Origin of the sequence: Tistrella arctica (assembly GCF_039630945.1) — a bacterium.
Lineage (GTDB): Bacteria > Pseudomonadota > Alphaproteobacteria > Tistrellales > Tistrellaceae > Tistrella > Tistrella bauzanensis.
The window spans coordinates 24,448-48,648 of record NZ_JBBKTV010000001.1 but is presented as its reverse complement, the minus strand read 5'-3'; the positions used below and the strand labels follow the sequence as shown (position 1 = coordinate 48,648).

The 24,201-nt window shown below is 69.2% G+C and carries 22 protein-coding genes; 13 read left to right on the top strand and 9 right to left on the bottom strand.

Features of this window, described 5'->3' with window-relative positions:
- Position 1: 1 nt before the first annotated feature.
- Positions 2–697: a fumarylacetoacetate hydrolase family protein gene (locus WG924_RS00220; protein ID WP_345930815.1), complete on the bottom strand. Its 696-nt coding sequence runs from the start codon at positions 695–697 to the stop codon at positions 2–4.
- A gap of 180 nt (positions 698–877) precedes the next feature.
- Positions 878–1,870, bottom strand: a complete 993-nt coding sequence (locus WG924_RS00215) for a 2-hydroxyacid dehydrogenase (RefSeq protein WP_345930814.1) — start codon at positions 1,868–1,870, stop codon at positions 878–880.
- Between the two features lie 284 nt (positions 1,871–2,154).
- Here WG924_RS00215 and WG924_RS00210 point away from each other — a divergent pair, with 284 nt between their 5' ends.
- From WG924_RS00210 to WG924_RS00195, 4 genes are all read left to right on the top strand, one after another.
- Positions 2,155–2,826 carry a precorrin-2 dehydrogenase/sirohydrochlorin ferrochelatase family protein gene (locus WG924_RS00210; protein WP_345930813.1) on the top strand — a complete coding sequence of 224 codons (672 nt, stop codon included), beginning with the start codon at positions 2,155–2,157 and terminating at the stop codon, positions 2,824–2,826.
- 116 nt (positions 2,827–2,942) lie between these two features.
- Positions 2,943–3,692, top strand: coding sequence for a phosphoadenylyl-sulfate reductase (locus tag WG924_RS00205; protein ID WP_345930812.1), 750 nt, complete (start codon positions 2,943–2,945; stop codon positions 3,690–3,692).
- A 103-nt stretch (positions 3,693–3,795) separates the two neighbouring features.
- Complete coding sequence (gene cysQ / locus WG924_RS00200; RefSeq protein ID WP_372044758.1) at positions 3,796–4,647, top strand: 3'(2'),5'-bisphosphate nucleotidase CysQ; 852 nt, start codon at positions 3,796–3,798, stop codon at positions 4,645–4,647.
- Positions 4,644–5,300, top strand: a complete 657-nt coding sequence (locus WG924_RS00195; RefSeq protein WP_345930811.1) for a regulatory protein RecX — start codon at positions 4,644–4,646, stop codon at positions 5,298–5,300. Before cysQ ends, WG924_RS00195 begins: the two co-directional genes overlap by 4 nt.
- 59 nt (positions 5,301–5,359) lie before the next feature.
- On the opposite strand, the gene parA is transcribed toward WG924_RS00195, so the two are convergent.
- Positions 5,360–5,989, bottom strand: coding sequence for a ParA family partition ATPase (parA, locus tag WG924_RS00190; RefSeq protein WP_345930810.1), 630 nt, complete (start codon positions 5,987–5,989; stop codon positions 5,360–5,362).
- Between the two features lie 244 nt (positions 5,990–6,233).
- On the opposite strand from parA, the gene WG924_RS00185 reads away from it, so the two are divergent.
- Genes WG924_RS00185 through WG924_RS00175 form a run of 3 tightly spaced genes read left to right on the top strand, consistent with a single transcriptional unit; the run spans position 6,234 to position 9,128 of the window.
- The gene (locus tag WG924_RS00185) at positions 6,234–6,494 is read left to right on the top strand and encodes a hypothetical protein (protein WP_345930809.1); all 261 of its coding nucleotides are present in this window, start codon (positions 6,234–6,236) and stop codon (positions 6,492–6,494) included.
- 8 nt (positions 6,495–6,502) lie between these two features.
- Positions 6,503–7,714, top strand: a complete 1,212-nt coding sequence (locus WG924_RS00180; RefSeq protein ID WP_345930808.1) for an L-threonylcarbamoyladenylate synthase — start codon at positions 6,503–6,505, stop codon at positions 7,712–7,714.
- Positions 7,715–7,751: 37 nt separating this feature from the next.
- Complete coding sequence (locus tag WG924_RS00175) at positions 7,752–9,128, top strand: sensor histidine kinase (protein ID WP_345930807.1); 1,377 nt, start codon at positions 7,752–7,754, stop codon at positions 9,126–9,128.
- Here the strand turns inward: WG924_RS00175 and WG924_RS00170 are convergent.
- Positions 9,106–9,537, bottom strand: coding sequence for a DUF1489 family protein (locus WG924_RS00170; protein WP_345930806.1), 432 nt, complete (start codon positions 9,535–9,537; stop codon positions 9,106–9,108). The genes WG924_RS00175 and WG924_RS00170 overlap by 23 nt on opposite strands.
- Before the next feature lie 88 nt (positions 9,538–9,625).
- Here WG924_RS00170 and WG924_RS00165 point away from each other — a divergent pair, with 88 nt between their 5' ends.
- Together WG924_RS00165 and WG924_RS00160 are read left to right on the top strand one after the other, a co-directional pair.
- A complete protein-coding gene (locus WG924_RS00165; protein ID WP_345930805.1) occupies positions 9,626–11,080 on the top strand; it encodes an FAD-binding oxidoreductase in 1,455 nt (484 codons plus the stop codon).
- Between the two features lie 166 nt (positions 11,081–11,246).
- Complete coding sequence (locus WG924_RS00160; RefSeq protein ID WP_345930804.1) at positions 11,247–13,574, top strand: methyl-accepting chemotaxis protein; 2,328 nt, start codon at positions 11,247–11,249, stop codon at positions 13,572–13,574.
- A gap of 52 nt (positions 13,575–13,626) precedes the next feature.
- On the opposite strand, the gene WG924_RS00155 is transcribed toward WG924_RS00160, so the two are convergent.
- Entirely contained in the window at positions 13,627–14,517 is an 891-nt protein-coding gene (locus WG924_RS00155) for a hypothetical protein (RefSeq protein ID WP_345930803.1), read from the bottom strand.
- Between the two features lie 154 nt (positions 14,518–14,671).
- Between WG924_RS00155 and WG924_RS00150 the strand changes: the two genes are divergently transcribed.
- The gene (locus WG924_RS00150; RefSeq protein WP_345930802.1) at positions 14,672–16,198 is read left to right on the top strand and encodes a GNAT family N-acetyltransferase; all 1,527 of its coding nucleotides are present in this window, start codon (positions 14,672–14,674) and stop codon (positions 16,196–16,198) included.
- 6 nt (positions 16,199–16,204) lie between these two features.
- On the opposite strand, the gene hutC is transcribed toward WG924_RS00150, so the two are convergent.
- Together hutC and hutI are read right to left on the bottom strand one after the other, a co-directional pair.
- A complete protein-coding gene (gene hutC, locus WG924_RS00145) occupies positions 16,205–16,939 on the bottom strand; it encodes a histidine utilization transcriptional repressor HutC (RefSeq protein ID WP_345930801.1) in 735 nt (244 codons plus the stop codon).
- A complete protein-coding gene (gene hutI / locus WG924_RS00140; protein ID WP_345930800.1) occupies positions 16,936–18,219 on the bottom strand; it encodes an imidazolonepropionase in 1,284 nt (427 codons plus the stop codon). The genes hutC and hutI overlap by 4 nt, the downstream gene beginning before the upstream one ends.
- Before the next feature lie 112 nt (positions 18,220–18,331).
- Between hutI and WG924_RS00135 the strand changes: the two genes are divergently transcribed.
- From WG924_RS00135 to hutG, 3 genes are read left to right on the top strand one after another with little or no spacing between them, the layout of a single operon-like run.
- Positions 18,332–19,705: a formimidoylglutamate deiminase gene (locus WG924_RS00135; protein ID WP_345930799.1), complete on the top strand. Its 1,374-nt coding sequence runs from the start codon at positions 18,332–18,334 to the stop codon at positions 19,703–19,705.
- On the top strand, positions 19,702–21,258 hold the full coding sequence (hutH, locus tag WG924_RS00130; protein ID WP_345930798.1) for a histidine ammonia-lyase: 1,557 nt from the start codon (positions 19,702–19,704) through the stop codon (positions 21,256–21,258). Before WG924_RS00135 ends, hutH begins: the two co-directional genes overlap by 4 nt.
- A gap of 4 nt (positions 21,259–21,262) precedes the next feature.
- The gene (hutG, locus tag WG924_RS00125) at positions 21,263–22,090 is read left to right on the top strand and encodes an N-formylglutamate deformylase (RefSeq protein WP_345930796.1); all 828 of its coding nucleotides are present in this window, start codon (positions 21,263–21,265) and stop codon (positions 22,088–22,090) included.
- Positions 22,091–22,116: 26 nt separating this feature from the next.
- Here hutG and WG924_RS00120 read toward each other — a convergent pair whose 3' ends face one another.
- Together WG924_RS00120 and WG924_RS00115 are read right to left on the bottom strand one after the other, a co-directional pair.
- The gene (locus WG924_RS00120; protein ID WP_345930795.1) at positions 22,117–23,499 is read right to left on the bottom strand and encodes a HAMP domain-containing sensor histidine kinase; all 1,383 of its coding nucleotides are present in this window, start codon (positions 23,497–23,499) and stop codon (positions 22,117–22,119) included.
- Positions 23,500–23,504: 5 nt separating this feature from the next.
- The gene (locus WG924_RS00115) at positions 23,505–24,185 is read right to left on the bottom strand and encodes a response regulator (protein WP_345931718.1); all 681 of its coding nucleotides are present in this window, start codon (positions 24,183–24,185) and stop codon (positions 23,505–23,507) included.
- Positions 24,186–24,201 lie beyond the last annotated feature (16 nt).

Sequence of the window (24,201 nt, the reverse complement as noted above, 5' to 3'; positions counted from 1 at the left end):
CTCAAACCACGTCGAAGGTCAATTCGCCCACATGCTCGATCCCCGCGCGGACCTTCTGCCCGCGGGCGATCGGCCCCACCCCGGCCGGCGTGCCGGTGAACACGACGTCGCCGGGTTTCAGCGCGATGAACCGCGACAGCTCGGCGATCACCTCGGCGGTGGTGCGGATCATCTGGCTCAGATCGGCCTGCTGGCGCATCTCGCCATCGACCTCCAGCCAGATCCGGCCCGCCTGCGGGTGGCCGAAGCTCTCGACCCGGGCCAGGGCGCCCACCGGCGCCGCCTGATCGAAGCTCTTGGCCATGTCCCAGGGGCCGCCGCGATCGCGCGCCGCAGTCTGAAGATCGCGCCGGGTCAGATCCACGCCCACCGCATAGCCGTAAACCAGCGACAAGGCGTCGTCGACCGCCACATTGCTGCCCTCGCGTCCGATCGCCGCAACCAGTTCCACCTCGTGATGCAGATTGCGGGTCATCGGCGGATAGGCGACACGGCTGCCATCGGCGACCACGCAATCGGCCGGTTTGATGAAGAACACCGCCGCCTCGGCACTGATGTCGGTGCCGCCCATTTCGCGGATATGGTCCGCATAATTCTTGCCGATGCAGAACACCCGCCGCACCGGAAACCGGATCGCCGAGCCGCGGATCGGCAGGGTCGGCGCCTCCCAGGGCACCACCGCCAGTCCATAGGTCATGATCCCTCCCCCTTCATGCATCATGCTGCCGGGGCGGGCACCGGGCCGCGGATCGCGGCCCCTCGCCACCGGGGCGAGAAACATACGGCCGACATGATCCTGTGTTAAGCGTTTGTGATGTATCCGGTGGAATTTTATGCACTTTGTTGCGCACGAGGCCGCATCGGCCGCGCGAAGCCGTCACGCCAGCCGGTCGCGCGGCACCCCACCGGCGAAGAAGGCATCCAGATTGTCCAGCGCCCTGAACCCCATCGCGGCGCGGGTCTCCACCGTCGACGTGCCCATATGCGGCAGCAGATAGGCATTGTCCAGATCGGCCCAGCGCGGATCGAAGGCCGGCTCGCCGGTGAACACGTCGAGCCCCGCCGCCTGCAGCCGGCCGCTGCGCAAGGCGGCGATTGCCGCGCCATCGTCGATCAGCGGCCCGCGGGCGGTGTTGACCAGGATCGCCCCCCTGGGCAGCCGCTCGATCCGCTCGGCATCGATCATGCCGATGGTGTCGGGGGTCGCCGGGCAATGCAGCGACAGCACGTCGGCAACCGCGACCAGATCGTCCAGACGGTCGTGATAGACCGCGTCCCGCAGCTCCGGCGCCAGCGATGCCGGGTCCAGATGGCGGCGCTGATGATAATGAATGGTCATGCCGAAGGCACGCGCCCGCCGCGCCGTCGCCTGGCCGATCCGGCCGAAGCCCACCAGCCCCAGCCGCTTGCCGGCCAGATCGGTGCCCAGCATGAAGGTCGGCGACCAGCCGCTCCAACCACCGCCGCGCAGCATGCGCTGGCCTTCATAGGCCCGCCGCGCCGCGCCCAGCATCACCAGCATCGCGATATCGGCCGTCGCCTCAGCGACCACATCGGGCGTGTTGAAGACGGCGAGCCCGCGCGCCCGCGCCGCCGCCAGATCGATATGATCATACCCGACCGAGAAGGTGGCAATGGCCCGCACCCCCGCCGGAAGTCCGTCGATCGCCGCCTTGTCCATCCGCTCGGTGGGGGTCAGCAGAATGCCGTCGGCACCGTGTGCCGCGGCCAGCGCCGCCAGTTCGGTCGCCGGCACCGGCCGGTCCTCGTCCAGCCGCACAACCTCGTAATCGGCCGCCGCACGCTCCTGCACGGGCAGCGGCAGATGGCGGGTCACGATCAGAACCGGACGACGGGAGGTGGCGGGCATAGGGCGGGCTCCTGAATGCGGGGACGGGTGAACGCGGCGATGGGCCGATAACGGGCGCGTCGGTGACGGGCATGTCGGTCCGGGCGGCAGCATACCGCCCGCGGCCACGGTCCGGCCACCCGCATTCGACATCATGGACCTGTTGATTCCGGAAACTACTCAAAAAATTTGTGTTGTTTATGAAACTCACGAGTCCTACATTCCATTTCACTGAGATATCCAGAATTAAACGATATTAATCTGTTTAATTCTGCCCCACCTTCGCTCGACAAGGCGCCCCGCTCATGAGCCATCTGCTGCCGCTGTCTCTGGATCTGCGCCGCCTCGCCGTGGCGGTGGCCGGCTCTGGCCCGAAGGCGCTGGCGCGGGTCACCATGATCACCGATGCCGGTGCCATCCGCCCCACAGTCTATGCGCCCGGTGCCGATACCGGCTTCCGTGCCGCGGTCGAGGCGCTGGGGGCCGTGCCGGTCGACCGGCTGCCGGATGACGACGATCTGGCGGCACTGCGACTGCTGTTCGTGGCCGATATCGACCCACCCGTCGCCCGTGCCCTGCACGACCGGGCCGAGGCGCTGAAAGTGCTGGTGAATGTCGAGGATGTGGTACCGCTCTGTGCAGCCCAGGTGCCGTCGATCCTGCGCCGGGGCGACCTGACCATTGCCGTCTCCACAGCCGGTGCCAGCCCCAGCCTGGCCATCGCGCTGAAGGCAGAGCTTGCCCGGCTGATCGGCCCGGAATGGGCGGCACGGACCGCTGCCATCCGCAAGCTGCGCATGGCCTTGCGCGGTCGCGGGCTGGCGCCGGCCGCGGTCAAGGCCGCCTCCGACGCCCTGATCCGCGACAATGGCTGGCTGCCGCTCGCCGCGGCGCCCGCTCCGGCCCGCCACGATACCGACACCGCATCAGTCGACCCTGTCGCCGCCGAGGATGGTCCCCGACGCGCGAAGGCCTGACTGGACAACGGGTGCAGCCGGCCCAGGCGCACCCGCCACCCGCCAGGCCCCCCGATCAAGCCAAGGCTCCGATCAAGCCAGAGCCAGGATCAAGACCGCGAAAGGTCCGGACCATCATGCGCCTGCTCGACACTGTGCCTGCCTCCCCCTCCGCCCCGGTCGCCACCAATCCGCTCTACGACGATCTCAGCTTCCGTCTCGGCCGTCTCGACGGGGTCGAGTTGATCGCGGCCGCGGCCTTCGGGCCGCTCGGCGGCAAGCTGGCGCTGGTATCGTCTTTCGGCACCGAGGCCGCCGTGCTGCTGCACATGATCTCGCGCGTCGACCGCGACCTGCCGGTGATCTTCCTTGAAACCGGCATGCTGTTCCCGGAAACCCTCGCCTATCGCGACCAGTTGATCGACCGTCTGGGCCTGCGCAATGTCCGCTCTGAAACCCCCGATCCGCTCGATCATGCCCGAGAAGACCCGACCGACGAATTGTGGATGACCGACACCGATCGATGCTGCGCCTTCCGCAAGGTGCGGCCGCTGGCCCGGGCGTTGTCGCAGGTCGATGGCTGGATTTCGGGGCTGAAACGCCATCATGGCGGCGGCCGCGCGGCGGTGATGCCGGTGGAACGCGACGGCCGCCGGGTAAAGCTGAACCCGCTCGCCTTCTGGGACCGCGACCAGGTGCTGGCTTATTTCGCCGCCAACGATCTGCCGCGCCATCCGCTGGAAGCACAGGGCTATGCCTCGATCGGCTGCATCCCCTGCACCAGCCGGTCGCGCCCGGGGGAAGGCTTGCGCAGCGGCCGCTGGGTCGGCCAGGGCAAAACCGAATGCGGTATCCACACCATGACCGGCGACGGCGCCGGCATCTGATCTCATCGACACGGCGGCCGGCATCGACGGTTGACCATGACCGCCATGCGTCCGAAGATCGGCCGCACACTTCACGCCTGCTGTCCACCGGAGCCGATGCCCGATGCCGATCGATGTCGCCACCCCCCGCATGCCCGATACTGGCCTGCGGGATGCAGCCTCACCGCCGATGCCGGCCCTGCCGGATCTGGCGGCGGTCGTGGCACTGACGCGTGCGGCCGGTCAGGCGATCATGGCGCTCTATGGGCCGGGCATCGATTGCTGGACCAAGGCCGATGACAGCCCGGTGACCGCGGCCGATATGGCCGCGCATCAGGTGCTGTCGGCCGGGCTTGCCGCCCTCACCCCCGACATTCCGGTGATCAGCGAAGAGGCGGTCACCGCCGCAGATCTCTCGCATGGGGCACCGGCCGCGACCTTCTGGCTGGTCGATCCGCTCGACGGCACCCGTGAATTTCTCAGCCGCAACGGTGAATTCACCGTCAATGCCGCGCTGATCCATGATGGCCGTCCGGTGATGGGCGTGGTCGGCATCCCCGCCACGGGCCGGATCTATGCCGGCGGCCCCGATGGCGCCGTGGTCATCGAGCCCTCGGGCACGACCATGGCGATCGCCGTGCGGCCGGTGCCCGATGACGGCGCCGTGGCCCTGGTCAGCCGCAGCCATGCCGACCGGCGCACCGGCGACTGGCTGGCGGCCCATGGCATCAGCCGCAGCCGCGCCGCCGGTTCAAGCCTGAAGCTGTGCCTGATCGCCGAGGGGCTGGCCGATGTCTATCCCCGGCTGGGCCGCACCATGGAATGGGATATTGCCGCCGGCCATGCCGTGCTCGCCGCCGCCGGCGGTCATGTCGACCGGCTGGCGGACGGGCTGCCGCTCGGCTATGGCAAACCCGGCCTCGACAATCCGGATTTCATCGCCCGCGGCTGCTGGCAGTCCGCAGCCGCCATATGACCGGCGCCGGTCACGGGGCCGATGACGGCAACCGGGGCGACGATGTCGCGCCCGATCTCACCGCCCACAGCCGGCTGCTCAATCGCCTCGTCGCCTCGATAACCGCCAGTGCCGGCCGCCATCCGGCCAGCCGCGCCGATCTGGAACGCCGCGCCCGCAACCGCCTCACCCGCTGGCCGGAAGCCGGCGACCTCGCACCGGATGTCGCAGCCACTCTGATCGCCCGCGCGCTCGACAAGGCCGCCACAGCCGGTCTGGTCGACGACGACGCCTATGCCCGGCTCAGGGCGCGCAGCCTGCGCAATCGCGGCCGGCCGCGCGCCGGCATCGCCCGCGATCTCAGCCTGCGCGGTCTGGCACCGGAGCGGATCGAAACCACGCTCTCCGACATGGCCGAGGATGAAGGCGGTGCCGATGATCGCCTGGGCGCCATCGCCTATGCCCGCCGTCGGCGGCTGGGCCCCTGGCGCCCTGAGGGTGCCCGCGACGCCATGCGCCAGCGCGACATTGCCGCCATGGCCCGCGCCGGCTATTTTCCCGATCTGGCCCGCCGCGTGATCGACGCCGTCGAGCCCGCCGAGCTCGATGCCTGGGCGGCCGATCCGGACGACCTGCCCGAACGCCGCCGTCCCGGCAGCGGCGACCGGGACTGATCCCGTATCACCACAGGCATGGCGGCAGCCGCGCCGTCCCGCCTGCGGATCAGACGGTGCTATCGGCTGACCGCCGCCTCGATCTCGGCGATCAGCGCCTCCACTTCGCGGGCGGCGGCGGACCGGGGCTCGGCTTCCACCACCGACAGCCCGTCGACCAGCGATGCGGCGAAACCGGTGCGGTTGGCAAACCGGGTATCCGCCACCGGCATGCCCAGGCCCATCACCGCATCGATCATGGTCTGCGCCAGTTTGGCCCGCGGCGCCACCCGGTTCAGAATCAGCAGGACCGGCCGCTTTTCGGCCCGGGCCAGATCCAGCGTCGGGCGGGTCGCCCCCACATCGAACGGGTTCGGCTGCACCGGCACCAGCACCAGATCGGCGGCGCGAACGGCGCGGCGGGCGTCGTTCTCGGCCTCGGGTGGGGTATCGACGATCACCACGTCGTGGTCGCGATCCAGCCCGGCCAGTTCGCCGTCCAGTCGCCAGCCCGACAGTGCCCGCGCCGTCACCGCCGGCCGTTCCGGGCTGCGTTCGGCCCGCCAGGCGGCCCAGCGGGCCAGACTGCCCTGATCGTCGATGTCGACCACCGCGACACGCCTGCCGCGTGCGGCCCAGCATCCGGCCAGTTGTGCCGCCAGCGTGGTCTTGCCGGCACCGCCCTTCTGCTGCGCGATGGTCAGGATCATCCTCGGATACCTCATGTCGTTGCCGCCGGCCGCGATGGCACACCGGAGACGTCACGATCTCGCGCCGACGGTACACTGTCAAAGCCCGACTGCGCCCGGATTGCGCATCCGCGCGAAAAACCGGCGTGACAGAGGCGCGCAGCCATCCGGGCGAGGTTGCGCCGCCCGCCCGGGACCGGCATAGTCTGCGAACGATAGTCATGCCATGCCGCGCCCGCGGCCTGCCTCGTGCGGAGAGACCGACATGCTCAGCGCCAATGAGAGCCTGACCTTCATCCGTGAGCGCATCGATGCTCTGGGCACCGGGCAGCGCCATCACGAGAAGGCGGCACACGACGCCCTGACCCTGCTGTCCCGCCGCTGGTCGGAAGAGGGTGGCGAGAGCATGGACAACGACCTGGCGGTCATCGAGATGATCGGCCAGGATCTGGCCGACCTTCAGCGCCACATCGCCGATCTCCAGCACGCCTATCTGAAGGCGCTGTTCGGCGAGAAGACCGACTGATCCATACCGTGACGGACCACACCCAGAATCCGGCATCCGCCGGCGCGCCCTCATCGACCACAGGCGATGCCGGCCACGGCCTTGCCGTCACCAGCCGGTTGCGCGTGACCGCCGACGATGGCGGCGGCGATGGCAATGACGCCGCGGCTCTCGATCAGGCGGCATCCCTGCTGCGGTCGGGGGCGCTGGTGGCGTTTCCGACCGAGACCGTCTATGGGCTGGGTGGCGATGCCACCTCGGATGCGGCTGTGGCCGCGGTCTATGCGGCCAAGGGGCGGCCATCGCGCAACCCGCTGATCGTTCATGCGGCCGATGCCGATAGCGCCCTGGCGCTGGTGCGGGCCGATGACCGTGCGGTCCGGCTTGCCGCGGCCTTCTGGCCTGGACCGCTGACCATGGTGATGCCACGCCGGCCAGATTGCCCGATTGCCGATGCCGCCACGGCCGGCGGACCGACGCTTGCCGTGCGTGTGCCGGCTCTGGCCGTGACCCGCCGCCTGATCCGCGCCGCCGGCCGGCCGCTTGTCGGGCCCAGCGCCAACCGCTCCGGTCATGTCAGCCCCACCACCGCCGATCATGTCCTGGCCGATCTCGATGGCCGGATCGCCGCCGTGCTCGACGCCGGCCCCTGCCGGGTCGGCGTCGAATCGACCGTCATCGACCTCAGCGGACCGCTGCTGCGGGTGCTGCGGCCCGGTGCGGTCACCGTCTCGATGCTGCGCCGGGCGATGGGGGCGGATGCGGTTGAAGGCGCCCCCCCCATCGGTGACGACCGCGACGACGGCCACACCGCCCTGCCATCGCCCGGCATGCTGGGCAGCCATTACGCGCCGCGCCGCCGGGTGCGGCTGAACGCTGTGGCACCGCTTCCCGGACATCGCGAGGTTCTGCTGGCCTTCGGCCCGCCGCCGGCCGGCTTTGCCGCCGTGCTGTCGCTGTCGGCGGGCGCCGATCCGGTGGAAGCCGCGCGCCGGCTCTATGCCCGGCTGCGTGAAGCCGATGCCCTCGACGACATCGATGGCATCGCGGTCGCACCGCTCGACCGGCGGCCGGCAGCCGGCGGCACTGCCGACGCGGCCGATCTGCTCGGCGCTCTCGGCGACCGGCTCGGCCGAGCCGCCGCACCGCGACCACAGACATCGATGCCGGCCGGCCCGCAGGCGGGCCCCGCCGGGGAAACGCCACGCGACCGTCATCACACCGACATCAAGCCGGCATAGTGTGGCGGACTCAATGATGGCCAAGGGCCCGGTATCGATGCGACATGCGCGGGAACAGGATCTCGACCGGCTGATCGAACGCGCGCTGGCCGCCCCGGCTGATGTCCGGGGCGGCCGCATGGCGGGTCTCGACGATCAGATCGTCTCGACCCACCGGCCGGACTGGCATGCCGGAGCCATTGCCATCCGGGCCGCCCCGATCGGTCCGGAGACGCATTGCCTGGATGTCGTCGACCGCTTCATCCGTGACCCGGCATTGCCGGCGCTGGCGGTGGTCGATCACCACATGATCCCGATCGGGCTGGTCGGCCGCACCCAACTGCTTTACGAATTCGCGCGGCCGTTCATCCGCGACCTTTATGCACGGCGCCCGATCCGCGAGCTGATGACCACTGCCCCCCTCACCATCGACGAGGGTCTGGGCATCGAAGGTCTGGGTGCCGAGATCACCGCCGCCGGCGGCGGCCCGTTCTCCGCCGGTTTCGTGGTCGTCAGCGCCGGCCGCTATCTGGGTGTGGGAACGGCGCTCGACGTGATGCGCCGGTTGGTCGCCCGCATGGCCGAGCGCAACCGCGCGCTCGATCTGGCGGTCGAGGAGGCGGAACGGGCCAATGCCGCGAAAAGCGCATTCCTCGCCAATATGAGCCACGAACTGCGCACGCCGCTGAATGCGGTTCTGGGGTTCTCGGAAATCATCATGACCCAGATGCTGGGCGCCATCGGGCATCCCCGCTATCTGGAATATGTCCACGACATCCATGGCTCGGCCGAACATCTGCTGTCGCTGATCAACGACCTGCTCGATATCGCCAAGGCCGACGCCACCGGCCTGCCGCTCGACCTGGAACCGCTGGACCCGCTGGTGCTGGTGCGAGAGGCCGCCCGGATGATCGCGCCGCGCGCCGATCAGGCCGGCGTCAATCTGGTGGTGGATCTGCCGGAGCATGCCGCCAGCATCCGCGGCGATCGCCGGCGGTTGCGCCAGATCCTGCTCAACCTGCTGTCGAACGCGGTCAAGTTCACCCCGGCAGGTGGCAGCGTGCAGTTGGGTTTTCGGGCCGATATGGTCGGCCGCAATGTCCGCTTCACCGTCACCGATACCGGCATCGGCATGAGCGCCGACGAAATCCCGGTCGCCCTCAGCCGTTTCGGTCAGATCGACAGCAGTCTGTCGCGCCGCCATGCCGGCACCGGGCTGGGGCTGCCGCTGTCGCGCACCTTCGCCGAGCTGCATGGCGGCCGGCTCGACATTCAAAGCGCCGTCGGCCAGGGCACCACGATCGCGGTCATCCTTCCGGCCATCACGACAGCCCGGTCGGCCGCGGATGACATGGACGACGCCGGACTCGACGAGATCGCCGGAATGGACGAGATCGACATCCTCGGCGCCTTTACAGCAGACCAAGCGCCCTGAGTTCGGCGGCAAGCGCGGGATCGCCGCCTTCCACGCTGCCGGCACGGCGGTCGGGTGGCGCGTCTTCCGGCTTCAGATAGCGCCAGCCCTGATGGGGTCTGCGCGCCACCGTCTCCACCTCGACCAGTTGCGGGTCCAGCACCAGGGCACAGCGGCGGATGCCGTCGCCGCCCTCCACCGGCTCGATGGCGGTCAGGCGCTGGCGCACCGCGATCAAGCCGCGGATCACCCAATAGATCGAGCCGCCATCCAGCAGCCCGGCGACATCGCGGGGCATCTGGCGGGTGACATGAACCAGAACCGGCGGCCGGCCGGCATCGCGGGCCTCGGCCAGCCGTGCGGTCTGCAGGGCGGCCAGATGCTCGATCGAGTTGACCCCGACGGCCAGTTTGACAAGATGCAGCGTCATGGCGCGCAATCTAATGCGTCCCGTGCGCCGCCGCCAGCCCCGCAATGCAGCGCCCATCCGCGTTTCGCGATACGGAAAGCCATCGCCCATGTCCCCCGCCGACCGCCCCGCCGCCACTGCCCGCCCCGCCCCCTCTCCCGATGTTCTGGAGCGGATGCGCGCGATCGTCGGCCCCAGGGGCTGGCGGGACGATCCCGCCATGATGGCGCCGCATCTGAAGGAGTGGCGGGGGTTGTGGACCGGTCATACCCCGGCCGTGGTCATGCCGGGTAGTACCGACGAGGTCGCCGCGGTGGTCGGGCTGGCGGCCGAGGCTGGTATTGCCATCATACCCCAGGGCGGTAATACCGGTCTGGTCGGCGGCGGCGTGCCCAGCGAGGACGGCACCGAGCTTCTGGTCAGTCTGGCCCGCATGAACCGCATCCGCGACATCGACCCCGCCGGCGGCAGCATGATCGCCGAAGCGGGCTGCATCCTGGCCGATGTCCAGACTGCCGCCGCCGAGGCCGGGCGGCTGTTCCCGCTCAGTCTGGCATCCGAAGGCAGCGCGCGGATCGGCGGGCTGATTTCGACCAATGCCGGCGGCGTGCATGTGCTGCGATACGGCAGCATGCGCGATCTGGTGCTGGGGCTGGAGGTGGTGCTGCCCGACGGGCGGATCTGGAACGGTCTGCGCCGGCTGCGCAAGGACAATACCGGTTATGCGCTCCGCCACCTGTTCGCCGGCGCCGAAGGCACGCTGGGCATCATCACCGCCGCCGCCCTGACCCTGGCACCGATGCCGCGCCATCGCGCCGCCGCCTTCGTGGCCCTTCCGTCCGCCGATGCGGCACTCGACCTGTTCGCCCGCGCCCGCGACCATGCCGGCGATCTGCTGGAAGCCTTCGAGCTGATCAACGCCACACCGCTCGGCTTCGCGCTCCGCCACCTGCCCGGCATGATGCATCCGCTGCCATCGGCCGAAGGGCCATGGTTCGTGCTGATCGAACTGGCTGGCCCCATCCCCCTCGACGACCTGCTGGAAGGCCTGCTGGCCGAGGCGCTGGAGGCCGGCATGGTGGAAGACGCCGCCCTCGCCCGCTCCGAGGCCCAGCGTCATGGCTTCTGGAGCCTGCGCGAAGGCCTGTCGGAAGCCCAGAAGCATGAAGGCGCCAGCATCAAGCACGACGTGTCGGTGCCGGTGTCCGACGTGCCGGCCCTGATCACCCGCGGCACGGCGCTGGTGCTGTCGATCGTGCCCGGCGCCCGGCTCTGCCCCTTCGGCCACATGGGCGACGGCAATATCCACTTCAATGTCAGCCGCCCGCTCGACATGTCCGATCAGGATTTCCTGGCGCGCTGGGACGAAATCGCCCATGCCGTCCACGATCTGGTGGCGGAACTGGGCGGCAGCTTTTCGGCCGAGCATGGCGTCGGCCGGCTGAAGACCGCCGATTTGCGCCGCTATCGATCGGCGGTCGAGGTCGGCCTGATGGAACGGCTGAAGCGGGTGATCGATCCCGCCGGCATCATGTCGCCCGGCCGGGTGCTCGACCGATCGTGAGCAGTGCCACCCATTTGCCGCACCGCAAAATAATTCCGCAAACGTCACTGCACTGACATCGGTCTGTCATCATCAGCCTATACGTCTGAAGAGATTGGTCGGTGCAATCTGCATCGGCCCCGCCCTGTGCTGCGGGCTCTTCACGCGTTAGCGGAGCATGTCGCCGATGACCATCCGTCGCAAGCTCATGATCGGCTTTGCCGTTCTGCTGGTTCTGGCCGTCGCCGGCTTCGGTGCCGCGGTCGTCGCACTGGACCGGGCCGGACAGGGATTGGCACTGTACAAGGACGACATCGCCGCAGCGCGCGCGATGGCCGCCGCCGAAGCCGAATTGAAGGCCGCCGGTGCCGCCGCCGACCTGCTGGTGGCCACCGGCGATCCCGCGCGACTGGATGCCTTCCGCGGCCACGTCCGGGCGGCCGAAGGCCATATCGACAGGCTGGGCAGTGCCACGGACGCGGTATCCACCGCAACCGCCGCCTTTGCGGCCGCGGTCGAGGATCTGGCAACGGTGGAACTGGCCCGCGCGGGGCTGTGGCGCGACCGGATGGAACCGGCTTTCAAGCAGTCGGAAGCCGGACTGACCGGCATCATTCGCGACAGCTATATCGATCAGGACATTCAATCGGCCTATCAGGCGGCGGTGATCCAGCGCTTCCTGCTGACCGCGCGCGAGGAAGCCGGGCTGTTCATCGCCTCGGGCGATGCCGCCCATGCCGATGCGATGGATGCGACCCTCGGCGAGACCCGCCGCGCGATCCTGTCGCTGGAACTGAAGATGATGCATCCGGGCCGGCTGGAGACGCTGTCGGCGATCGCCGCCGCCCGCAAGACCCTGGCCGATGACGCCAAGACCCTGCGCAGCCTGGGCGAACAGGTCGCGACCCGTCGGGCCGATGCCGTCGATCTGCTGGGCCCGCGTGCGGCCAGCCTGCTGGCGGCAAGCCGCCAGGATCTGACATCGGCCGCCGACAGCCGCGGCGCCGCCGAGGCCGCGGCCACCGAAGACACCCGGTTCATGATGATCGCGCTGGCGGTGGTGGCGGCGGTGGCCGCCCTGCTGGCCGGGCTGCTGATCGGCCGCGCCGTCACCCGCCCGATCGGCGGCATGCGCGCGGTTCTGGCCCGCGCCGCCGATGGCGATCTGGTCGCGGAACGCGCCGACGGCACCACCCATGCCAGCCGGCGCCGCGACGAGATCGGCGCGATGGCGCGGGATCTGGACCATATGCTGGCGCGGCTGCGCGGCGATCTGGGCCGGGTGCGTGGCGTGGGCGCATCTCTTGCCGTCCGGTCGCGCGATCTGGACCGGATGGGCGGCCGGCTGGGCATGGCCGCCGATGAAACCGATGCCCGCGCCGCCGGCGCGCGTGATGCCGCCGGTCAGGCGATGGGCGTGCTGTCGGGGCTGGGGTCGATTGCCGAGGAACTAAGCGCCAGCGCCGCCGCCGCATCCGATGCGGTCCAGCGGATCGTGGACGCCAACCGCAATCTCGACGGCCATGCCCGGGCGGTGACCGACGCCATGCAGGCGGCGGTCGCCGAGGGCCGCGCCGTGGGCCAGGTGGTCGCCGATGGAGCCGCCGCCGCCCGGAACGCCACCCGCTCGGTGGGACGGCTGGACGAATCCAGCCGCGGCATCGGATCGGTCAATCAACTCATTCTCGACATCGCCCAGCAGACCCACATGCTGGCGCTCAACGCCCAGATCGAAGCCGCCCGCGCCGGCGAGGCCGGCCGCGGCTTCGCCGTGGTGGCCGCAGAGGTCAAGCGGCTTGCCGCCCAGTCGGCCGACGCCGCCGAGAATATCGGCGCCAAGATCGTCGCCAGCCAATCGGTGGTCGGCGAGGTCGTCACCGCCATGACCGATCTGGAAACCCGCATCAGCCGCATCGAGGCCGGCATGGAGCGAATTGCCGAAGCCGTGCGCCGCGCCGATGGTGCCGCGGTCGCCATTGCCGGTGCCGTCTCGGATCAGGCCGGCGCCGCCAGCGAGATTGCCGGCAGCAGCGCCGAGGTGGCCCATGCCGCGGGCGAGGTCGCCCAGGCCGTGGCCGATGCACGCAATGCCGGCGATCTGATGACGCGGGAACTGGACGCGTTGCATGCGGCATCCGCCGCCAACCGCGCCGCCGCCCGCACCAGCGCCGAGGCCGCGGCCGAGTTGATCGGCGATGCCGACCAACTGGCCCGGATGGTCGAAGGCTTCCGAATCGACGCGGTCGACGCCGGAACTGGCGAGGCCACAGCCGTGCCGGCGACGCGCGACGCGGCTGCCCCGGCCGAGATTGCCGCACCGGCAGCGACCCTCGATCGGTCGGTCATCGGCCAGGCGGCTATCGACCAGGCCGCTATCGACCAGGCCGGCACCGACCAGGCGGGCACCATCGCCATGCCCCAGCCGGCGCGCGCGACCATGCCACACCGCCAGCCGGCCCGCGGCAGCGGTCGGCCGCTGCCGCTGAAGGCAGCGGCGATGGCCGATCGCGACTGAGTGACGCGGCGACTGAGTGACGCCCAGGTCCCGATGTGCGCCCCGGCACGGGTCAATGCAGGCGATAGCCCTGCAGCAAAGGCTGTGAGCACAACTGATCGAGGTCTTTTGCCTCCAGCGTCTTCGAGCGGAATTGCGAGGGCACCTCTCGCGGCACCCTGCGCACCACGCCTGGAATCTCCATCCCCTCGAAGACCAGTTGATTGGCGATCACCGCCTGCCAGCGGTTCTTCAGGCACAGCCGCCAGACCACGCCACCCGCCAGCCGCGCGAAGGCCACAGGGTCACTGGTATGGATCAGCCGGCCGAACGGTTCGAACCAGCGCCGGCGCACGGTCTTGAACAGGGCATAGACCGGCGGACCCATCGGGTCGTCGATCACAACATGCAGGCATCTGACGTCGCGGTGGTCGGCATAGGCCTTCAGCGAGGCGGCATCCAGCCGGTCGGGCACCCGCCAGTCGCCGGTGGCGATATCGGGCCGGCGCAGGGTCGCCGGGATCGGATAGAACGCCACCACCCCGGTTTCCAGATCCTTGAACCCGAACCGCGCGCTGATATCGTAAACCGTCTGGGTCGGTGTGTGATTGACGACGGTGCGCTTGCGCATGCCGATCACCGGCAGCAGCAGGTTCAGGCTTTCGTCGCGATGGCTGTCGCGGACATACCAGCTATGGATCTCGCAGAAATCGTCGCGGCGCCCGCCAATCTCACGGGTGGTGAACAGGGTGCCCAGAAAGCCGATCACCTCGCGCCCCTGGCCAGCCGCACCGCCATCTTCCATCAGATAGCCGTAATAGCCTTCATCGCCACCCCACAGCGGCTGAAACATCCGCCGCCGCGCATCCAGCGGCAGACCGCGGGCGTTCAGAGTCGATCCGCGCAGCAGTTTATAGACGCCGAACATGTCGCTTTCGACCGCACGTCTGATCTGTACTGCCATCATCACCTCCCGGGGCTGCGGCTTGAACAATCATAATGTGACACGGCTGGTTTCGTGTTTCACTTTTCTTCGTCAACCAGGAAGAGAAATACGCTAGGATTTCCCTCCAGGAAGCTGCCGCAGCGAATGCCCCTTCGGCCTGGAGTTGCACCATATGACCCTGATCGACCTGCCGGTCACAGCCGCCAAACCCCAACCGGACATGGCTCTGCACGACGACCGTATGGATGTGCATCATCATCCGGTCGAGGATCCGGACAGCATCGTGCCATTGCCGCCGGTGCATCATGTCGCGGCCCGGCTGGTGATCGGTGATCTGATCGTCGCCGGCCGCCTGCGGATCGCGCCGGCCAGCGCGGATGGCGGCGATCATCCGGTCTGGCATCCGGTCTGGATCTTCGAAGCGGCCCGCGCACCGCTCAGCGGCCCGGTCTTGAGCCGGCTGGCCGATCCGGCGACGGCCATCGGCCTGGTGCCACGGGTCGACGGGTCGGCGATCTGGCGACGGCGTCTCGACCCGTTGCGCATGGTGCTGGTCGATATCGACGGCGAGGCCGGCTTGATCCGGCTTGCGACCAGCGACTGCCAGCCGCTGATCGACCGGCTGCCACGGCTGGCCACAGCGCTGCCGGCGATGATCGATGGCCGCAGCCTGAACCGGCGCGCCTTCCCCGCCCATGTCACCGCGATCGGCCCCTACGAGGCCGTGGCCGATGTCGAAGGCCCCCCTGCCCTGCTGGTGCCCGGCACCTTGTTGACCCTGACCGTCACCCGCCCCTGGGCCACGCCGTTCCGGATGACCGCCCGGCTGGTCGCCGCCGGCCCGGTGCCGGCGGACGGTATCGCCGCCGCGACCACACGCATCGTGCTGCGCATGGCCGACCGGCAGGCCGTGGACCGTGCGGCGATCCTGGCCACCTGCACGGCGCCCGGTTTCGGCATCCATGGCTTGTGGACCTATGGCCTGCGGCCACGCGGGCTGATGCGGCATCTGCGGGTGGTGCCGGTGGCGTCGCGTGCCGATCTGGTCGCGGCCTGGAGCCTGCGCCGCGACGCCAATCGCTTTTTCGGCCGCAGGCCCGAGGCCCGCGATCCGGCCGACTGGGCCGATCATCTGGACGCATCATCGATCGTGTTCCTGGCGATCCTGGGCGACAAGCCGATCGCCACCGCACGTCTGGTGCTGAACGATGGCGACCGCAGCCGCAGCGAATTGCAGGCGCAGGTGCCGGTGCCCGATCAGTTCTGGGATGGCGGTTTCGTCGAGATTTCCCGGCTGGTCGTCCATCCGGATTTCCGCGGCAACCGCATCCGCTATGATCTGTTCCGCGAGGTGGAGCGCCTGTCGCTGTCGCTGGGCGCCCGCTATATGCTGTTCGACGCCATTCCCAAACTGGCACCGCTCTACGAGGCGGTGGGCGGGCGCCGCCTGCCCCTGACCAAGAAGCACCCCGACAGCGACGAAACCGTGCAGGTGATGTATGTAGACATGCGTCGCATCCTGGGCCGGCTCAACCGCTTTTCGGCCGTCTGGCTTGCGGGTTTCGGCAGCACGCTGGGCCGGCATCTGGCGATCGAGGGCCGCGGGCCGACCGATGCGATCCTGGGTCCGCGCCGTCGCACCGTCGCGGCGGCGGCGATCAGGGGCATGGGCCGGCTGCTGGCACGGCTGGCCGGCTGACGCCGGTCAGAATCCGGCCGCAAGCGGCATCGATCCGGGCCCGGCGCGGAACCGCGTGCCCAGACGATAGCGGCTGGCCGGATGGGTCATCACCGCCAGCGTCACCACACGGGCCTGCACCCAGGTGCGGCGGGTCAGCCGCAGGCATGGATCGCCCGCGGCAATACCCAGCAGGCGCGCGACCACACGGGACGACAGCGTCGCCTCGATGACATGTTCGACATCGGGCCCCGCATGCAGTGCCTGCAGATAGGCGGTGGGCGTGGTGATGGTGAAATCCTGCCGCAGATAATCCGGCGCCATGGCCGGATTGACCCAGCGTTCCTCGTGCTGGATCGGCACGTCGTTTTCAGTGTGCAGCACCACCGAATGCCACAGCCTGGCGCCTTCGGGCAGGTTCATCTGCCGCGCCAGCATGGCATCGGCCCGCACCTCGTCCAGGGCATGGACGGTGGCGGCGTGGCGATTGCCGCGTTCGGCGATGTCGTCGGCGATCGATCGCAATTCCACCACCGAGACACCCGGACTGCGGCCGGCAACGAAGGTGCCCACCCCCTGCACGCGGGTCAGCAGCCCGTCATCGGTGAGTTCCCGCAAGGCACGGTGCACGGTCATCCGGCTGACGCCGAATTCCTCCAGCAGCCGGTGTTCTGACGGCAGTTGGAAACCCTCGCCCCATTCCCCGGCCAGGATGCGGGCGCGGATCGCCTCCTTGATCCGGCGATAGAGTGCCTGGGTCATACGGCATCACTCCCGCCAGCCGATACCGGAAAGCCATGGCGGGGATCACGCGGCACGCCGGCCCGCACCACCCCGGTGCACGGGTTGAAGCCGGCCATATAAGACAGCGCCGCCGGCGCCTCGATCCGCCACAGCGCCAGATCGGCCCGCATGCCCTCGCGGATCTGGCCCCGATCGGCCAGCCCCAGCGCCCGGGCCGCAACCCTCGTCACACCGGCCAGCGCCTCTTCAGGCGTCAGGCGGAACAGCGTGCAGGCCATGTTCAGCATCAGCAGCAATGACGTCACCGGCGAGGTGCCGGGATTGCAGTCGGTGGAAATCGCGATCGGCACCCCGGCGGCGCGCAAGGCGGCGACCGGCGGCAATTGCGTTTCCCGCAGCATATAGAACGCGCCCGGCAGCAGCACCGCCACCGTCCCCGACGCCGCCATCGCGGCAATGCCGTCGTCGTCGACATATTCCAGATGATCGGCCGAGAGGGCGCCGAAGCCGGCGGCCAGCAGCGCGCCCTTCTGGTCGCTCAACTGTTCGGCATGCAGTTTCACCGGCAGGCCGTGGCGGCGGGCAGCCTCGAACACCCGCCGGGTCTGGTCGGCGGTGAAGCCGATCCGCTCGCAGAACGCATCCACCGCATCGGCGAGCCCCTCAGCCACCGCCGCCGGGATCATCTCGTCACAGACCAGATCGACATAGGCTTCGGCATCATCGGCGAATTCAGGCGGCAGCGCATGCGCGCCCAGCAGGGTGGTGCGCACATCCACCGGCCGCATCCAACCCAGTCGGCGCGCGGTGCGCAGCATCCTCAATTCGGTGTCGGTTTCAAGGCCATAGCCCGATTTGATTTCAATCGTGGTCACGCCCTCGGCCAGCAGCGCATCCAGACGCGGCAAGGCCATCGCCGCCAGCCGCTCCTCATCCGCACCGCGTGTGGCGGTAACGGTCGACAGGATGCCGCCGCCGGCACGGGCGATGTCTTCATAGGAGGCGCCGTTCAGCCGCGCCTCGAATTCCAGCGCCCGGCTGCCGCCATAAACCAGATGGGTATGACAATCGATCAGCCCAGGCGTCATCCAGGCGCCCCGACCGTCGATCACCTCCGCCGCCAGCCGTGCCGGCAGGTCGGGCAGATCGCACAAGGCGCCGACCCAGGCGATCCGGTCGCCCTTTACCGCCACGGCCGCATCGCCGATCGCCCCATAAGCGCCCCCTGCCGCCTCGTCGACCATGGTGGCCGCATGGATGTTGACCCAGATGCGGTCCCAGCGCGGGCTGTCGGTCATGATGCCTCTCCGTGGTGCGGACATATCGGAACGAGCGGGATTGTGGGAACAATCTTGCCAGCCTTGTCTAAGGTTGTATAGGCTTGTCTATGGCAAACCCGGAGCGAGGCCGATGCGCAGATTGTTCCTGAAACACGCCTTGCTGCCCGATGGCTGGGCGCATAACGTTTCCCTCACCATCGATGGCCGTGGCCGGATCGCCGCCATCGGCACCGGTGATGCCACGGCTGCGGCCGGCGCTGATCTGGTGCTGACCGGCCATGCCGTGCCGGGCATGCCTAACCTGCATGGCCATGCCCATCAACGCGCCATCGCCGGCTTCGGTGAACGCGCCGGCCGCGATGGAGGCGACAGTTTCTGGAGCTGGCGCAGCGCCATGTATGCGGCGCTCGACCGCATGACCCCGGATGATTTCCAGGCGGTGGCCAGTCAGCTTTATGTCGAGATGCTGAAGGCCGGGTTCACCGCGATCGGCGAGTTCCATTACCTGCATCACGACATCGACGGCCGGCCCTATGCCGATCCGTCGGAGATGAGCCTGCGGGCGGTTGCCGCCGCCCGTGAGGCCGGCATCGCCCTGACCATGCTGCCGGTGCTGTATGCGGCCGGTGGCTTTGCCGGCAAGCCCCCCGGTCATGGTCAGCGCCGCTTCATTCTCGACAGCGACCGGTTCCTGGCACTGGTGTCACGGCTCGACACCATGGCATCGGGCGATGACGATCTGGTCGTCGGCATCGCGCCGCATTCGCTGCGCGCGGTGCCGGCCGATCTGCTGGCGCGGGTGCTGGCGGCACGACCGCTGGGCCCAGTGCATATCCATATCGCCGAACAGCCGCAGGAGGTGGCGGATTGTCTGGCCGCGACCGGCCGGCGGCCGGTCGATGTCTTGTTCGATCAGGCCGAAGTCGACGAGCGCTGGTGCCTGGTTCACGCCACCCATATCTCCGATGCCGAACGCGGCCGGATCGTGGCCAGCGGCGCCGTTGCCGGGCTGTGCCCGACCACCGAGGCCAATCTGGGTGACGGCCTGTTCCCGGCCGAAGCCTTCATGGCCGAAGGCGGCCGGATCGGCATCGGATCGGACAGCCACATCTCGGTCAGCCCGGTTGAAGAACTCCGGCTGCTGGAATATGGCCAGCGCCTGATCAGCGGCCGGCGCACCGTTCTGGCCGGCGGCCCCGGCCGCGCCACCGGCCGGCACCTGCATACGGCCGCAGCCCAGGGCGGCGCGCAGGCGCTGGGGCTGGATGCGGGCGCCATCGCCATCGGCCTGCGCGCCGATATCGTGGTGCTCGACGCCGATGATCCGCTGATGGTCGCCCGCCGCGGCGACGGCATTCTCGATGGCTGGATCTTCGCCGGCAACCGGCCGCTGGTCCGCGATGTGCTGGTTGGTGGCCGGCAGGTTGTCGCCGGTGGCCGTCATGCCCATGAAGACCACATCGCCCGGCGCTTCCGGGCCACGCTGGAAAGGCTGCACGCATGACCGCCACTGCCGATGCCGACCGCCTGATGCTCGCCCCCGGCCGGATGACGCTCGACGACCTGCGCCGGATCTGGTCCGGACGCCCGGTGCTGACGCTGGATGACGGAGCCAGCGGCCGCATGACCGCCTCGGCCGATATCGTCGCCGCCATCGCCGCCGGCGACGAGGCGGTCTATGGCATCAACACCGGTTTCGGCAAGCTGGCACAGAAGCGGATCGCGGCCGGCGATCTTGCCCGGCTGCAGCGCAACCTGATCCTGTCACACGCAACCGGCGTCGGTGCGCCGCTGGCGGCACCGGTCGTGCGGCTGATCCTGGCGATCAAGGCCGCCAGCCTCGCGGTCGGCGCATCGGGCATCCGCCCGGCGCTGGTCGAGGCGCTGCTGCGGCTGCATGCCGCCGACGTGCTGCCGGTGATCCCGTCCAAGGGGTCTGTCGGCGCGTCGGGCGATCTGGCGCCGCTGGCCCATCTCTGCGGGGTGCTGCTCGGCATAGGCGAGGTGATGGTCGATGGCACGCGCATGGATGCCGCGGCGGGTCTGGCCCGGGCCGGGCTCGAACCCGTCGAACTTGGCGCCAAAGAAGGTCTGGCGCTGATCAACGGCACCCAGGTCTCCACCGCCCTCGCCCTGGACGGGCTGTTCCGTATTGAACGCTGCTACCGCTCGGCCCTGGTCTCGGGCGCGATCGCGGTCGAGGCGGTGATGGGCAGCCACAAGCCTTTCGACCCGCGCATTCATGCCCTGCGCGGCCAGACCGGCCAGATCGATGCCGCCGGCGCCTATCGCGCGCTGCTGGCCGGCAGCCCGCTGAACGCCGCCCATCAGGGCCCCGACTGTCACCGGGTCCAGGATCCGTATTCGCTGCGCTGTCAGCCGCAGGTGATGGGGGCGGTGCTCGATCAGATGCGCATGGCCGCGCGCACCCTGACCATCGAGGCGAACGGCGTCACCGACAACCCACTGGTCATGACCGATACGGCCGAGGTGATCTCGGGCGGCAATTTCCACGCCGAGCCGGTGGCGATGGCCGCCGACCAGTTGGCGATCGCCGCTTCGGAAATCGGTGCCCTGGCCGAGCGGCGGATCGCGATGCTGATCGATGCCTCGATCAGCGGCCTGCCGGCCTTTCTGGTCGCCGATGCCGGGCTGAATTCGGGGTTCATGATCGCCCATGTCACCGCGGCGGCGCTGGCGTCGGAGAATAAATCCCTCGCCCATCCGGCCAGCGTCGACAGCCTGCCGACCTCCGCCAATCAGGAAGACCATGTCAGCATGGCGACCTTCGCCGCCCGCCGGCTGGGCGATATCGCCGACAATGTCGCCGACATCGTCGGCATCGAATTGCTGGCGGCGGCACAGGGGTTGGAATTCCACCGTCCCTTGCGCGCGGCGGCAGCGGTCGAGGCGGCCATGACCCGCATCCGCGCCGAGGTGCCGCGCTATGACACCGACCGCTATTTCGCGCCCGACCTCGCCGCCGCCGGTTGCATGGTCCGTGACGGCCGGTTCTGCGACCTGACCAGCCTCACCCTCGATGCCAGCGGAGCCTGACCCGATGACCACCACACCCATTGACCCTGCCACAGCCCCGGACCCGGTGTTCACGCTCCATCGCGGCGGCTCGCCGCTGGTGATCAGCATGCCCCATTGCGGCACGGGCCTGTTGCCGGACATGGCGGCGCGGCTGACCGATGCGGCCCGCGCCCTGCCCGACACCGACTGGCACATCCCGCTGCTCTACGATTTCGCGCATCGCTTCGACGCCACGATCATCGCCGCCCGGCTGTCGCGCTATGTGATCGACCTCAACCGGCCGTCATCAGGGGAAAGCCTGTATCCGGGGCAGGCGACCACCGGGTTGTGTCCGACGACGCTGTTCGATGGCGCCCCGATCTATCTTGCCGGCGACGAACCGGATGATGCCGAAATCGCCGGCCGCGTCACCACCTGCTGGCAGCCCTATCATGATGCCCTTGCCGCCGAACTGGCACGGGTGCGCGAAACCCATGGTCGTGCCCTGCTGTGGGACGCGCATTCGATCCGCGGCACCGTGCCCCGGCTGTTCGATGGCCGGCTGCCCGACCTCAATCTCGGCACCGCCCGCGGCACCAGCCTGGATCCGGCGCGACGCAAGCGGGTCGCCGCCACGCTCGACGCCGCGGCCGGTGCCGCGGGCTTCACCGCCGTCACCGACGGCCGTTTCGTCGGCGGCCATATCACCCGCCATTACGGCCGCCCGGCCGAGGGCGTCGAGGCCGTGCAGATGGAACTGGTCCAGGCCACCTATATGGACGAAGATGGCCCACCCTTCGGCTTCCGCCCCGACCGTGCCGTCCGCATCCGGCCGGTGCTCGATGCGGTGATGGCGGCGTTTCAGGACTGACGAGCCGGCGGGTCATCGTCGTTGCCTCACGCCTCCATCGTCCAGGGCAGGGTCACCACCACCGTCAACCCGCCCTCCGGCCGGTTGCGGGCGGTGATGCTGCCGCCATGAGCCTCGATCGTGCGCCGCGCGATGGCAAGACCCAGGCCATAGCCCTGGCCCTGGCCCGATAGGCCGGGTCCGGCCCCCGCATTGCCATCAACGCCGCGCACGAACGGATCGAACATGGTGGCCAGCAGATCCGGCGCCACACCGGGGCCGCTGTCGGCCACGGTCAGAACATGGCGGCGGCCGGCATCGTCGACCCCCACGGTCACCAGCACGGTGCCACCCGGCGGCGAGAAGCGCAGGGCGTTGCGGATGACGTTCTCGATCGCCCGGCGCAGCAGTTCGGCGCTGCCCTTCACGATCATGCCGGTGGCCGACAGCGTGGCGGCCGGCGTGATCCGGCTGTCCACGGTCACGGCCAGCGGCCCGGCTTCGAAGCGCGCATCGCTGGTTACAGATGCGATCAGGCCATGCAGGTCGACATAATCCTCATGGCGCGGCACATCGCTCTCCACCCGTGACAGGGTGAGCAACTCGCCGACCATGGCATTCAGCCGGGCGGTTTCCAGATCCAGCCGGGCCAGCGTGCTCTCGATCCTGGCCGGGGATTGCCGCACCAGGCCCACCGCCATCTGAAGCCGGGCGAGTGGCGAGCGCAATTCATGAGACACATCGTGCAGCAGCCGGTCGCGCGCCGACACGGTCTGTTGAAGACGCGCCGCCATGACATCGAAATCGCGGGCCAGATCGGCCAGTTCATCACGCCGGCGACCCATGGATGCCCCCAGCCGCACACTCAGTTCGCCCCGCGCCAGCCGCTCGAACCCGTCGCGCAGGCGCAGGATCGGCCGGGTCAGATACCATGCCAGCACGGTGCTGAAGACCAATCCTCCGGCGGCGCCCATCAGCAGGATGTTGGGCGGGATATGCGCGAGCCCACGATCCGGCGGACGCGGCATAAGGTCGGTCATTCGACGCGACAGGCGCCAGACCCTGCCATCCGCTGTCACGACATCGCGTGTCAGCACCTCGTGCCCCACCTGTATCGATGTCTGCGGTGTGGTGCCGGGCTCCAATGGTGTCGCCGTCAGCGCGGCCCGGGTCGCCGCAGGCTGGGTTATCAGCCAGTCGTCGAAATCCGGTTTGCCGCCCCGGTTCAACATCACGGCCGCCGTGGCAAATTCGCTCGGGACGATCCGTGTCACATAAAGATCCAGCACCGGGCGCGGCGGCTCGCCATAGAGCATCAACAGAAGCCACAGCGTCTCGACCATCACGAAGAAGGTGATCGCGAAGCCCGACAGGATTTTCCAGAACAGACGCCCGCGCATTGCCGACAATCCCGCCGCAACCCTGTTCATGGCGGTCAATCCTGCCGCACGCGATAGCCGATGCCGCGCACGGTTTCGAACAGGGTGTCGTCGGCGCCATAATCCTGAAGCTTGCGGCGCAGATGGCTCATATGCACATCCAGGCTGCGGTCATAGGCCTCGTGCGGCCGTCCCAGAACCTCGCGCGACAATTCATCCTTCGATATCACCCGGGTGCCGGCGCGCAGCAGCCGTTCCAGCAGGTTGAACTCGGTCACCGTCAGCTCGGCGTCCTGGCCGTCGATGGTCACCCGGCGGCCATCGGGCTCCAGCCGGATGCCGGCCAGGACCAGCACCGACGGGCTGATCATCGATGCCGCATCCGTACGCCTGAGCACCGCGCGGAGTCGGGCCACCAGTTCCCGCGGATAGCAGGGCTTGGCCACATAGTCGTCGGCCCCCAGTTCCAGCCCGACCACCCGATCGACATTGTCGCCGCGCGCGGTCAGCATGATCACCGGCACCCGGCTGGCATGGCGGATCCGGCGCAGCACGTCGAGCCCGCCGATCCGTGGCAGCATGATATCCAGGATCACCGCCGCGAAACCGCCGCCCAGCGCCGCGGCCACCCCCGCCTCGCCGGTCAGCATCACGGTGGTCTCGAACCCCTCGGCGGCGAGGTATTCGGTCAGCATCGCGCCAAGCTCGGCATCGTCATCGATCATCAGGATAGGCACGGCCGGCATCTGGTCC